Genomic DNA, 14,202 nt, shown 5'->3' with positions numbered 1-14,202 from the left:
TATTGTATGACGAAGTATAAATTCCATATCGTTACAGCTATCACTGCTGCCTCCCTCCTGCTCTCCTGTAATAAGGATTTCCTGGACAGGCCGCCACAGAACCAGCTTTCAGAAGGTACCTTCTGGACGGGAGAAAAAGATGTATATGCCGCATTGAATGCCATCTACAACCAGATAGATGGTGGTGAAGGCAGCATCTTTGAAGATGGTTCCACGGATAATGCCCATGCGCAATACCCCTGGGAAAGCAATGCCACTACTATCTCTCTTGGAGATGTGACCACTTCCATGAATGAAGGCTGGAGTTTTACAGCCATACGCCGCGTGAACTACTTCCTCGAGAATGTGGACAAAGTGCAGATGGATGCTACGCTGAAAGAACGTTTCAAAGCAGAAGCCCGTTTTATGCGCGCCTTCCGCTATTTCAATATGACGAACAACTTCGGGGATGTGCCACTGATCACTAAAACATTATCTGTGGAAGAGTCCTACGTAGCACGTACGCCTAAAGCAGATGTATTGAAATTTGTGCTGGATGAGTTAACCGCAGTGTCCGCCATACTACCTCCCAGCTATAGTGGCGGCAAGAATAACGAGAAAGGCCGTATCACCAAAGGCGCCGTTATTGCTTTGAAAGCAAGGGTGCATTTATACAATGAACAATGGCAGGCCGCTGCTGATGCAGCTTCGCAGGTGATGGGAATGGGTTATGAACTGTTCACCATCACAGCAGAAGATGCCAAGGACCAGGCAGACGATTATGCACAATGGGTGAATTTTGCAGATGCCACAGAAGCAGCAAAGTTCCGCTTAGGGCTGCGCAGTTACGAAAAGCTTTTCTGGCAAACGAATGAAAGCAACAAAGAAGTGATCCTGGACAGGCAGCATATTCCTGAGAAGGATGCACAGTTCGTGAACACTTACCTGCTTTCTGATGATCTGGGAGGATGGAGTTCTGTTGCCCCCACGCAAAGCCTCGTAGATGCTTACCAGAGCTTTAAAACGGGAGAAGCTATTACACCGGTTGCACCAGCTGCCAGGGCAACGCTGTATGCCGCCCGTGGCACCAACCCTGCCTTTTATGATGAATACAAAAACCGCGACCCACGTTTCTATGCCAGCATCCTTTTTGATAAAGCATCCTGGAATTTCATTGAGCAGGGCTACCTGTTCAAATGGGTGAAAGGTGGTAATAACTGTTCCAAAACGGGATACAATTTCCGTAAGTATGTAGATCCTCCCACCTGGGCTGCACAGGTTGATAATCATGCCAACCATATTATCATCCGCCTGGCAGAAATATTGCTCACCTATGCGGAAGCAAAGAACGAAGTAAGCGGACCGGATGCCAGCATCTATGATGCGGTAGACAAGATCCGTGTACGTGCAGGTATGCCTGTGCTGGACAGGGCTAAGCTCAATACAAAAGAACTGCTTCGTGCAGCGATCCGTAATGAACGCAGGGTAGAACTGGTGCTGGAAGGACAACGTTTTATGGACATCCGCCGCTGGAAGATCGCGCCTGCAGTAATGACCAACTTATACGACCTGGAGAATGGCCTGGTGCAAACAAGAAGATGGGATAACAAATTGTACCTGATGCCGGTACCACAAGCTGATATTGATAAGAACCCCAAGTTGAAACCTAATAATCCTGGTTATACGCAGTGATTATTTAAAGGTGCTACTCTTTATGAAAAAGGCCGCTCTGTTATGGAGCGGCCTTTTTGTTTTATTTCTTTGTAAGGTCCTTGATGCGGATGTTCCTGAAACGTACCACAGAACCATGGCCCAGGAAACCAATGTGCCCGGTAGTGTTCTTCAGACCGGGATGGTCTTTATGGTCCAAAGTACCTTTATCACGTGCTTCAGCAATATCACCGTCTGTGATCACAGTACCGTTCAGTTCCACGGTGATGCGCGTGCCTTTTACGGTTACCTGCTGATAGTTCCACTCTCCTACCGGTTTGAGGAAACCACGTTTGGCAGGGATCACACCATACACAGAACCATGGTATTGATAAACCTGCAGGTTCTTGTAGATATCTGCTTCGTTATCCAGGATCTGTAATTCCATGCCCTGGTAAGCAGCATCTCCCGTGAGCGGAGCGCGGATACCCAGCCCGTTGTTAGCACCGGGAGTAAGCTGGAATTCCATGCGGTAAACGAAATCAGCATATTCATCTTTGGTATAAAGATTACCGCCGCCACCGTTCTTCGGATAACAAACGATATCTCCGTTCTCAATGATATAGCTGGTGGTGTTACCTGTCCATTCGTGCATGTTAGTGCCATCGAACAGGATCTTGTACCCTTCTTTCTTTTCTGCTTCGCTGAGTTCGAAAGGTTTTACTTTCTCAAACTCGCGGATGTAGAGATTACGGTAAGCTACGTAGGTGCCGTGTGCCTGCAGTTCCAGCTGCTCTTCGGCAAAGATGGGCAGCTTGCGGTCCCAGTAGTTTTCCAGCATCACATTGTTCACCACCAGTTCACCGTTCAGGTATACCGTTACACGGTCTCCCTTCATGATGATGTGGAAGTTGTTCCACTCACCAATGGCATTATCCGCCAGTTTGAGGGGTTTGCTTTCGTTCTTCTGGTTATTATAAAGACCACCGGAACCTACCTGTGCACCCACATCCCTGCGGGAGGTATCCCAGATCTGTACCTGTGGTGTACCGCGTAAATAAATACCGGCATCCCCATCTTTGGTGATCTTCCAGTCCACAAACATTTCAAAATCGCCGTATTTCTTTTCGGTGCAGAGGTTATCTCCATGACCACTGAATACCAGCAATCCATCTTTCGCACTCCATCCTTCTTTCATTTTCACATCTGCTTTCTCCTGTTCTTTTTTCAGGGTGGCAGCATCCATTTTAGCGCGTTTGATGGGATCAGCTACGAGGCCTTTCCAGCCGCTGAGGTCCTTACCATTGAACATGGATACATATCCTTCGCCGGCAGGCATTTCAGAGAGGTATTTACGAATGGCTTCGCGTTGATAATCCGCATCGCCGCCTTTCAGTACTTTGGAAGTTTTTTCCAGCAGGCCGCGTACGGTTGCACCACTATAGGTTTTATCAGCCAGTGCAATGTTCATCACGGCTATTGCAGCTTCCTGCTGTACGCTTGCATCATCCAGGAAATTACCGGCAAAGATCAGTGCGGGGAATGTTTTGCATTGCTCTGTCTGTTGCAGGATCGCTTTCTTCAAACGTGCATCCTGTGCCAGTTCCATAGCATTGGTGAGCATCAGCAAACGCTGGTCCGGAGTAGCAGCAGTTTTTGCCAGGCGTACGTAACCATTCAGCGCAGTTGTGCGGTATGTTGCATCAGCGCGTGCGATCTTTAAGAGTGTTACGGCTGCGCTGCCATCTTTCCATTCATTCAGAGCTGATACGGCAGCTTGTTTCTGGGAAGCATTGCCATTCTCAAATGCCGCATTCACTTCACTCATAGCATCCGCACCGCCGATACCGGCCAGGATAGCATAGTAACGTTCTTTCTTAGCAGGCGCTTCCTGTGCCATTTGTGCCTTAATCGCTTTCGCATCAGCACCGGAGTTGATCACGGCAGCCTGTAGTGCTTTGATATCTTTAGCATTCTCTGCTGCAGATAACAGTTTGAATATAGCAGGCAGGTTCTCTGTGGTTACGAGATCCTGTAAACCATTGATAGCTGCTGTACGTACGCTTTCATTGGGAGATGTTGTGAGGGCCAGTACGGGTGCCACCTGTTGATCTGCTTTGCGGGCAGCTACCACATCTATCAATGCCACCTGTGCGGCAGCAGGCATAGCAGGAATAGCAGCAGCAGCCTGTTGCGCTACTTCATCTCCTTTGATGGTTTTCAACACCCCTTGTACCGCAGCTACTTCTTTTGCATCACCTTTCTTCATCACAGCCAGCAAAGCAGGAATAGCCTGTACTCCGCCAGCCTGGCCTGCTGCTTTAATAGCAGCCAGTCTTACGCCGGCATCTTTATCAGTTAACGCTTTGAGGATAACAGGTACTGCTTGCGTTGCTTTATTGTTACCCAGCATGCTGATCACGGCAGCTTTGCCGCCGTTATTCGCTTTTGCCAGGGATTTGATCCAGAGAGCGGTAGCAGCGGGATCCAGCGCACTGCCTGCATATTTTAATGCAGCATCGCGGAATTCCGGTTGCGGGTCATTTACTGCTGAAAGCAATACAGGCAGATTTTTGCTGCCATCTACCTGGTTGAGCAGATACAATGCTGCAGTGCGCACATGCACCTGGTCTGCAGCTTTGGCTTCTTTCACTAATGTCTGTGCGATCTTAGCCGCTGCAGCGCTTTGACCTTTTACATGCAATTGCTGTGCATACAGGAGGTAAGAAGCGGTAGCATTCGTTACATCATACTTATAACCTGCTTTTGCTGCTGCTCCGGATAACGCGCTGCCTGCAGCTGCATCGCCGATATGCGCGAGGGCATAGAGAGTAGTTTTGGTGAGCATGGGATCCTGGTTGAGCAGGGGCAGCAATGCTGGTGTAGCATTTGCTATCTGGCCATCTCCGATCACTTCCACCAGTATTTGTTTATTGCGGCCGTTTACCTGGGGCAATGCAGCCAGCAGGGCTTTTTGTGCAGCCGGTGTGTTGATCTTCACCAGTGTACGGGCAGCGGGGTCGCAGAGGCGTTCATCCAGCAGGTAAGGTTGCAGTACGCTTACAGAAGCATCGTTACCTACCTGTTGCAGTTGAAGGATAAAGAAGGATTTAAGTTCTTTATCCTTTACCAGGTCCAGTGCATTGCCAAATGCTTTGGCAGCAGTTGCACGCTGGCTTTCTTTACCGGGTTGTGTTACATAAAAGGCATAACCGGCCAGCGCATATTCCAGCGCGGAGTTATCTCCCTTACCGGGTGCAGCCAGCATAGCAGCCATACCCATGATGCCCTCTTCGCCCAATGCAGACAATGCGTCCATATTGGTCTGTAAAGCGGCTTTATTTTTTGCAGGCTGCTGTGCCAGCAGGTCTGCTATTTTAGTATGTGCGGCACGGTTATCCTGCTTCGGCTGTGCCATTACGGCCATCTGAGCGATACAACATGCAGCTATTAATAGAATCTTCTTCATGCTTTTTTAAGTTTAGATGGTCCACGGTCCGCGCATCGGTTGAAAGATCAGCCTGTTAGCGCCTTCATCGTTGATGAACTCCTGTTTTACCGGATCGAACTGAAGATCACGGCCTAATTGCAATGCAATCTTACCCATGTTCACAATGGTAGCAGAGCGGTGCCCGTTCTCTTCGTTCAGTGCAAATTTCTGACGGTTCTTAACGGCGCCTACAAAATCTGTTACCTGCGGAGCAGGATCAGGGAATGCAGCCAATTTCTTTTCCAGGTCCGGGATATCCGATTTGAAACCCGGGTACAGCTTGCCTTTCGGGCCTTCAATATAAGCCGCCTTGGTTTCAGTGCCAGCACCATCCAGTATGATCTGGCAGCCATCTGCATAAGTATAGGTGATCTTACGCCAGGTACCTACTGCATCGAAGTGTTGCTGTGGTGCATCTATTTCTACTTTCACAGGGCTGGTATCATCCTTGCCCAGGAAGTACTGAACGGGGTCCAGGTAGTGTTGACCCATATCCCCCAAACCACCGCCATCATAATCCCAATAACCTCTGAAAGTGCCATGCACACGGTGAGGGTTATAGGGTTTATAGGGAGCGGGGCCTAACCACATATCATAATCCAGTTCTTTTGGAACGGATTGTTGTTCCAGGTTGGTTTTACCCACCCAGTAGAATTTCCAGTCGAAGCCCGTGTGTTTGCTTACCGTTACTTTTAACGGCCAACCCAGCAGGCCGCTATCTACTAATTTTTTGATGGGCTCTACGGTAGTACCCATGCCATAAAATCTGTCTGAAAAACGGAACCAGGTATTGAGCCGGAAGATCCGTCCATGCTGCTGCACCGCTTCAACGAGGCGTTTGCCTTCGCCGATGGTAGCCGTCATGGGCTTTTCACACCAGATGTCCTTTCCTGCGCTTGCTGCATCTGCAGCAATGATACCATGCCAGTGTGGCGGGGTGGCAACGTGAACGATGTCTACTTCAGGCAGCTGGATCACCTCACGGTAGTCGCTGAAGGTTTTAACGCCTTTAGCTTTTTCGCCTAAAGCGTCCAGTCCTTTCTGGATGTGATTTTTGTCCACATCGCAAATAGCTACTACTTTGGTGCCTGCGTACTCAAAGTGGCCGCGGCCCATGCCGCCTGTACCGATAACTGCTTTTGTAAGGGTATCACTGGGTGCCAGGTAACCGCGCCCTAATACGTGGCGGGGTACAATAGTGAATGCAGCCAAGGCCCCCACGGAGTTCCTGAGGAAGGACCTCCTGGAAGAATGGATTTCTTTCTTTCCCATGGTTTTATTTAAAGTAAACGTGAATGTCAGCTGTTGACGACACACAAAATACAAATTACATTTTTGGATTTCTGGTGGAAATTTTATGAATGCTGGTAATAAATGAACGGTGAGCAGCGTACTGCTCACCGTTTAAGTGTTAGTAGTCATCGTTTTGTTCCATATTGGGATTAGAGAGCATCTCCTTTTCCGGAATAGGCCAGTAGTAGTCCCTGGCTGTATAGGCCCTGTCCTGCACCTTGATGGCAATGCCGGTAGCGGGGTCAGTTGCGCCAAATACTTCTCCGTTCATGACGGTGCTTACAGTGCCCCAGCGGCGGATGTCGAAGAAACGTTGTCCTTCAAAGCATAACTCTGCCTGGCGTTCGCGGCGAACGAGGGCACGCAGGGATGCCTGGGAGTTGTAGCGGGCAATTGCTACAGGCGGCATACCTGCCCGGCTGCGGATATCATTCAAATGAGTAATAACATCCGGGTTTTGCCAGTCGTTGTTTTCTATCAGGGCTTCCACATAACTCAGCAATATTTCTGCATAACGGATGAACATGAAGTCCAGCGTACCGCTTTTCGCCTGCCTGTCTTTAGCATCGAGGTATTTACGTACCCAGAAGCCGGTGGCAGTGGATTTCTGCTGACCGATCCTGTCCAGGTTCAATGGGTTTGGATCGAAAGGTTTCAGAATGTAGTTAGCGTCAATGAAGTTCTGACCGGGAACCAGTAACGCGCCGGTTAACCTGGGGTCCCGGTTATTTTTGAAGTTAGGATTGATCCTGTAGGCCAGTAAAGAATCTGCACCCAGCTCCTGGATGGTGAAGCCCTGTTTTGTTTCAAAATTATCCACTACCGTATTGGTAGGAGATAAATAAGTTTCACCGCCAATGCCGGCAGGTGCAAACCTCGTCCATGCACTACCGCAACCATCCCTCCGATACCAGATACGTTCTTTATTGAGTTCACCTGTATAAGTGAACAACTCTGCATAACTGTTCACCGTGGCATTGGTACTGCGGTGCAACCTGTACACACCGGAGACGATCACTTTCTTTGCGGCATCGATGGCCACATCATACTTCTTGAAATACATGGCCATACGAACGATCAGGGCATAACAGGTACCACTGGATATACGCCATGCTTCTTCATTGGAATATTCCTTTGGTAATTTCTCTCCGCAGGCATTCAGTTCAGTGAGGATAAAGTTATATACTTCTTCCTCTGTATTGCGTTTGAGTTTATTCTCCTCCGGTGTTAGTGAAACGGTGGAAATAGGAATGCGGCCAAAGAACAACAGGCATTCCAGGTGATAATATGCACGCAGCGCTCTTGCTTCATATTTCATACGGTCCCGTAAAAGGGAATCCATGAAACATTTATCTACATTCTCCAGGAACCTGTTGGCGCGGCGGATATCCAGGTAGTTATCGCGCCAGATCCATTCCGCCACATCCCATGTAGGGTTCTGTAATCCGCGGGTATAGAGATCGTATTTCCCGATATGATCTCCGCGGTTCACTGCTTCATCGCTCAGACCTGAAGTAAGCATTACATTCCTTCCGCTGGAACCATCCGGTACACCTGCGTAAACGGAACCCAATGCACCAATGGCATTGGCTTCCGTGATCCACCATTCAGCATCTGAAACACGGGTAGGGTGATCGTTGGTCAGGAATTTTTCACATCCTGTTAGTGCTACCGTGATAGAAAAGGCAGCTATGCATATATAGGAAAATTTCATTTTCATGATAACAGAATTTAGAATTGAACAGTTGCACCCAACATGTAGGTTTTCATGATACCATACGTCCACTGGTTACCCTGGCTTTCGGGATCAACGAGCTTCATGCTGGTGATCACAAATGGGTTCTGGGCATTAGCGTATAATCTCACACCTTGTATACCGGCACGTTTTAATTTTGCGCTGCGAAGGTTATAACCCAGCTGGATAAATTTCATGCGCATGTATGCACCATTCTGAAACCAGAAGGTGGAAGATGCTTTGTTACTTTCCGGCGCTACGTTCAGGCGGGGGAAACGGGCATTCGGTCTTTCCGGCGTCCAGTAATTTTCTGCATAATACTGCGTAGGAACACCACCATCAGCAGACATATCCAGTGGATATGCCAGCATTCCTTTCATGGCGATATCAGCATGAGACACACCTTGTATGAGCCATTCCAAGTCCCAGTTCTTATAATCCACTCTGAAGTTGGCGAAGTAATTATACTCGGGGTTTGCATTACCGATCAGTTTCTGGTCCCTTGAATCTATGAGGCCATCAGCATTTTGGTCCATGTAACGGATATCACCAGGCTTTTGCCCAACAGCAACAGGTACCAGACCCTTTCCATCTGCTCCGAAGTCGGAGGTTTGCAGCAGTCCATTTGCCTGGTAACCATAAATACCGAAGACGGGGCCATTATTCTGGTTAATGGTGCTTGTATTCAGATCCGGCGTAATGTACGGGCCTCCGATGAGCAATAAGATCCTGTTCCTGTTATAAGTGATACCAGGGCGGACAGAGAAGCCAAAGTCTTTATTCACTCTTTCGTTATAATTCACAGCCAGCTCCCAGCCTTTATTGCTTACTTCACCTGCATTGAGCGGAACTTTACCTAAACCACCCACATAAGAAACCGGAGGTTCTAACAGGATACCGCTGGTCTTCTTATCGTAATAATCAAAGGTCACTTCTACTTTATTTTTGAACAGTCCCAGATCAAAACCAAGGTCTGTCATCTTTACTGTTTCCCAGGTAATCTCCGGATTACCCCAGACCTCTTCTACCCCACTGCTGGTATTGATCAGGTTCTGATAACGATAAGCGCCGATATCCTGGTTACCCAGCTGGCCATAAGAAGCTCTGAGCTTAAGGTTACTGATGGCGCGGGAATCTTTCAGGAAGTTTTCTTTATGTATGTTCCAGCCCACTGCTACCGAAGGGAAATAACCGTACTTGTTCCCGGGGCCGAATTTGGATGATCCGTCCATACGGAGCGCTGCTTCCAGCAGGTATTTATCATCATAAGAGTAGTTCACTTTAGCGAAGGTGCTGAACATGGAAGCGATATCCCACTCACCACTCTGCTGTTGCTCTACTGAAGTTCCCAGCATGGCAAAGAAATGATGCTTCTTTAAGTCAAAAGTATAATCGGCAGAACCACTGGCGTAGTAATAAGTACCTCTTGCAGTTTCATAAGTACGCTGAAGTGCCCATGTCTGCACGAGGTTGTTGTTATAATAATCGAAGAAGTAAAAATTATCCCTGCGGGTACGGGTAGCATCACTATTCAGGCGGTAACTGAACTGGCCTTTTAAATTGAAGCCAGGGAACACTTCCCATTTAGGCTGCAGATTGATACTGCTTTGCATGGATTCAAATTTTCTCTCCCCTCCTTTTTCTGCATAAGCGATAGGATTGGCAATATCCACATAACGGCCGTAACTATCAGGTTTTCCTGGTCTGGACGGATATTTAGGCAGAATTGTCGGTGGCACCCTATATATATCTTCCAGGATCCTGTTACCATCAAAGTTATTCGGCCTGTTTGGATAAGTCACATTCCTTTTAATGGCCATCATATCCATAAACACCGTGAATTTCTTACTCAGCGATACGGAAGTGTTGGCGCGGATATTATATTTCTTAGAATCATTATCCGGCACCATACCGCCATGATACTGATAGTTGGCAGATAAAGCAAAACGGGCCATGTTATTACCACCGCTTACGGAGAGGGAATGACTGGTGATAGGTGTTGTTCTGTCTATCACTTCTTTCTGCCAGTCTGTATTGGGATATTTAATTGGATCAGTTCCTGCAATGGTCTGATCAATATCGTTCTGGGTATAGAAAACAGGTTTGCCTGCATTTACCTGTGCTTCGTTATACATCTTCATGTAAGTAGCAGCGTCTACCAGTTTAGGCATAGTGGATGGGGTCTGAATTCCATAATAACCATCATAGGTAACCTGTACTCTTCCCGGCACACCACGTTTAGTGGTTACAAGGATCACCCCGTTACCTGCACGGGCACCGTAGATAGCAGCTGCTGCTGCATCTTTTAATACGGTTACACTTTCTACAGTGAGCGGGTCAATAAAGTTCATATCCATAGGTATACCATCTACCAACACCAGGGGACTGCCACCGCCTGAGTTAGTGGTACTAAGCCCCCGTATTTTGATAGTAGCCGCATCGCCACCCGGTAAACCCGAGCCCTGGCGTACCTGTAAACCGGTTACCCCGCCCTGTAATGACTGAGATATTTGTGTAATAGGTTTCCCTGCTATCTGTGATTCTACATTTAAAGATCCTACCGCACTGGCAATGTGTTTGCGTTGCATTTCGGAAAGTCCCACCACTACTACTTCATCCAGTGCGGAAACATTTTCTTTAAGGGAGATCGTTAAACTGTTGGTTGCTTTTGTTACAGTATATTCCTGGGGCTCAAAACCCATCAGGCTAAACAGGAGTACATCATTCTTCTCTGCGTTGATGGAGAAATAGCCATCTGCATCCGCCATTACTCCTTTATTTGAATCCTTGATGCGGATCGTAACACCGGGGATACCGCTGGGTGGTTCCTTGGTATCGAAGATGCGGCCTTTTACGATAAAACCGCTATCTGCCATGATGGGCATGTAAAACAAGCGGTCTTCTTTCTCCACGATTGCCACCTGCTTGCGGATAATGCGGTAAGTAAGTTTTGTATCTGCCAATGCCAGGTCCAGCACTTCCCGGATGTCTTTATCTTTTACATCCAGGCTTACCTTCCGCTCATTAAGCATCAGATCATCCTTATAAAAAATGCGCCAGCTGCTTTGCTGCTTGATCTGAGAGAACAGTTCAGGCAGACTTCCTCCCGTCAGCTTAATACTAAGCCGGCCCTGAGAGTACGATTCAGATGAAAAGGCACAGGTGGTTGTTACTAACAATAAAAAGAGACTTAGCTTCATAATCCGTAGCACTTTTAAAACAGCCTCTCCCCTGCGCGGGGAGCGCTTGCAGACATGGATTTTTTGCATACATTTACAGTGTTTAATTTAGAAAATAGTTAAGCCTGTCCCGCAGTCATGCGGGACCAGTAACCGGGAGAAGGGCCAACTTCTTCCGGTTTTTTCAGCTCTTTTTGGTTGTTTACTTTATTTTTTAAAGATGAATCCCTCTTCTGTACGTTTGTAAGTTAATCCTGTACTGGCGCTTACTGCGTCCAGCACTGTTTCTACATCGTCCGCCAGATCAAGATCTCCGGAGAATGTTGCCTGTTCACTGGCTTGTAAGGTGATACGAATGTTAAAATACCTGCCTAGTCTCTTTACTATATGATTTAATGGTGCATGTTCAAATTGTAATTTCCCGTCTTTCCAGGAAGTATATTCCAGGGTATTAACGGTCTGTTTGCTAAGACGCTCATCACTGATGGTGAACCCGGCTTTTTCGCCCGGTGATAATAACTGCTCATTATTGCTGCTGTTGGCTTTTACCTTTACATTGCCGCTCACCAGCACAACAGATTGCTCTGCATCATCCGCATACGCACTTACATTGAAACCGGTTCCCAATACCGTGGTGCGGAGTTTATTCGTATAAACAAAAAATGGAACGTCCGCTTTTTGTGATACATCAAAGTAAGCCTCTCCTTCCAGGAACACCTCCCTTTTCAACCCATCAAACACAACAGGATAGATCATCCTGGAACCTGCATTCAGCCAGGCTACCGTGCCATCTTCCAGTGTGATGTGTGCACGGCGGCCGTAGGGTACGATGAGGGTGTTATACTGTTCCCCATTATGCGCCTGGTCCACCTGTTGCGAATTGTTCAGCAATACCCCCTGCTGATTGTATTTCAGCGTGGCATTGGTACCATTTAATGTCATCTGCCGGTTGTTACCCAGCATAAGCCTGGTTTCCGTTGTTGTATCTGAAATATGTTGTTGTTTCGCAAACTGCAGGATACCGCTTTCTCCTTTCTCTGTTTTACCCGGCAACAGCCACCATGTGGCAGCTATTAATACAGCAGCAGTGGCGGCCACTGCCTTCCAACCTATCCGGCGGTAAAGTGGTTGTTTTACTGCAAAGTCATTTTCAATACGTTCCCATAACGCCGCTTTTTCCTCCTCCTGAAAAACCTCATTCCCCGCGGACAGGCTGATCTGTTTTACAGATGCCTCCAGCGGATCGTTTTCTCCGGGCTGTTTTTCTTCATGGGTGTACTGCGTCATGCTTGATTTATTGTATAGAGTGAGGGAATAGGTATATATAGACTAACGGGAATAACTTTTTAGAAAAATTATTTGAGAAGGGCCAAAAGCACGGCAGCCAGGTAATAAACAGGGACTTGCTTAAGCTGTTCACGGAGCTGCTGGAAAGCACGGTATGCCAGGGTACGGCAGGTAGGGATACTGATCTTCATCACGGAAGCGATCTCTTCATAACTTAATTCTGCGTTATAACGCAGGTAGATCACCTCTTTTTGGCGGGCCGGGAGCTGTTTGAGGGCAACTGCCAGCTGACGCATGGTTTGCTGCTGTTCTTCGTCAGCGATCTTCAGGTGTTGTGTATCATATTCTATGAGGAATTCCATTTCCGGATCTACCCCGGCCTGCCAAACGGCGGCTTTTTTACTGGCTTCGTGGAGCCTTCTGCGGAAGGCGCCCAGCAGGTAAAAGCGGATATTAACTTTGGCGGAAAGGTTACGGGAATAACGGTGCAGATCAACAAAGAGATCATGGATACAATCCTTGATGGTATCAGCGTCTTTCAAATAGCGAAGGCCATAACGATACAGGACATCCGCATACGCTTCATACAACTCCTTAAATGCAGCTGCATCACCATCCTTAATGGCGGACCACAGCGCATTTTCATCTTTAAAATGCTTCAGATTGTCCAATTGCGGTTCTTGATGATCTTATTTAGTGGAAAGATGCAACGCCAATATATAAAACTTTTCGAAATGATTCCTGAAAGGTAAGTTAACTTTATGCAAGTGTATCTCACCTTCCAGCCTCCGCCGCAACTGGCCCGGCATGTGCGCATGTTCTGGGTGTTCGAGTACGATGTGCCCGAAGGGCAACCTTATGTATATCGTTCTATGGCAGATGGTTGTGCCGAAATGGTTTTCCATTACCGGGGGGATTTTTCGGAGGTTGATTCAACAGATTACCATCCTGCAGTGCTGCACGCACAAACTAACCGGCACCGGCGCTTCCTTACCCACGGGAGCTTTGGTATTTTCGGTGCCTACCTCTACCCTACGGCCTTACCACAGCTTTTTGGCCTGTCCTCTTCCGCATTCAGCAACCAGATGCCGCAATTAACGGATTTCCTGGGGGCTGAGGGCCGCTTTTTAACCGAGCAGATCATGACCGCTCCCAGCCACAAGCTGCGGGTACAGCTGCTGAGTGAATTTTTACAGCGGCGGTTGGGTGAGCGTGAGCAGGAAGAAACAGCTGCCCATGTAGCCGTGAAACATATCATTCGTGTGAACGGACAGGTGGATGTTGCGTCTCTTGCCTCCCGTATTTGCCTCTCCACCCGACAGTTTGAAAGGAAGTTCAAAGAGTTCAGCGGCTTCTCCCCCAAGATATACACCCGCATCATCCGCTTTCAGCGTGCCCTGGCTGAATATGGGAACAAACAGCTGAATATGACAGAAATAGCCTACCAATGCGGGTATTATGACCAATCCCACTTTATTCACGACTTCCGTGAATTCTCCGGATATCATCCCCGCCAGTACTTTTCCGGCCGGCCTGAGGGGATAGAGTACCGGGAGGGTTAAAATGTCGTGTTTCTCCAATTTTGGTCT

At 47.8% G+C, this 14,202-nt stretch carries 8 protein-coding genes; 2 read left to right on the top strand and 6 right to left on the bottom strand.

Features of this window, described 5'->3' with window-relative positions:
- The first annotated feature begins 6 nt into the window (after positions 1-6).
- Positions 7-1,671: a RagB/SusD family nutrient uptake outer membrane protein gene (locus AAHN97_RS05775; RefSeq protein ID WP_343306606.1), complete on the top strand. Its 1,665-nt coding sequence runs from the start codon at positions 7-9 to the stop codon at positions 1,669-1,671.
- A gap of 61 nt (positions 1,672-1,732) precedes the next feature.
- On the opposite strand, the gene AAHN97_RS05770 is transcribed toward AAHN97_RS05775, so the two are convergent.
- The 6 genes from AAHN97_RS05770 to AAHN97_RS05745 form a co-directional block, all read right to left on the bottom strand.
- Complete coding sequence (locus AAHN97_RS05770; RefSeq protein WP_343306605.1) at positions 1,733-5,098, bottom strand: DUF1080 domain-containing protein; 3,366 nt, start codon at positions 5,096-5,098, stop codon at positions 1,733-1,735.
- Positions 5,099-5,110: 12 nt separating this feature from the next.
- A complete protein-coding gene (locus tag AAHN97_RS05765; RefSeq protein WP_343306604.1) occupies positions 5,111-6,391 on the bottom strand; it encodes a Gfo/Idh/MocA family oxidoreductase in 1,281 nt (426 codons plus the stop codon).
- Between the two features lie 139 nt (positions 6,392-6,530).
- Positions 6,531-8,132 carry a RagB/SusD family nutrient uptake outer membrane protein gene (locus AAHN97_RS05760; RefSeq protein WP_343306603.1) on the bottom strand — a complete coding sequence of 534 codons (1,602 nt, stop codon included), beginning with the start codon at positions 8,130-8,132 and terminating at the stop codon, positions 6,531-6,533.
- Positions 8,133-8,143: 11 nt separating this feature from the next.
- A complete protein-coding gene (locus AAHN97_RS05755) occupies positions 8,144-11,347 on the bottom strand; it encodes a TonB-dependent receptor (RefSeq protein WP_343306602.1) in 3,204 nt (1,067 codons plus the stop codon).
- Positions 11,348-11,533: 186 nt separating this feature from the next.
- On the bottom strand, positions 11,534-12,613 hold the full coding sequence (locus AAHN97_RS05750; protein ID WP_343306601.1) for a FecR family protein: 1,080 nt from the start codon (positions 12,611-12,613) through the stop codon (positions 11,534-11,536).
- Between the two features lie 68 nt (positions 12,614-12,681).
- Positions 12,682-13,284: an RNA polymerase sigma factor gene (locus AAHN97_RS05745; RefSeq protein WP_343306600.1), complete on the bottom strand. Its 603-nt coding sequence runs from the start codon at positions 13,282-13,284 to the stop codon at positions 12,682-12,684.
- A 90-nt stretch (positions 13,285-13,374) separates the two neighbouring features.
- On the opposite strand from AAHN97_RS05745, the gene AAHN97_RS05740 reads away from it, so the two are divergent.
- On the top strand, positions 13,375-14,175 hold the full coding sequence (locus AAHN97_RS05740) for a helix-turn-helix transcriptional regulator (protein WP_343306599.1): 801 nt from the start codon (positions 13,375-13,377) through the stop codon (positions 14,173-14,175).
- Positions 14,176-14,202 lie beyond the last annotated feature (27 nt).

It is taken from the genome of Chitinophaga niabensis (assembly GCF_039545795.1).
In the GTDB taxonomy this organism is placed as follows: domain Bacteria; phylum Bacteroidota; class Bacteroidia; order Chitinophagales; family Chitinophagaceae; genus Chitinophaga; species Chitinophaga niabensis_B.
The sequence above is the reverse complement of the archived record's forward strand: the minus strand, read 5'-3'. Positions and strand labels throughout refer to the sequence as shown.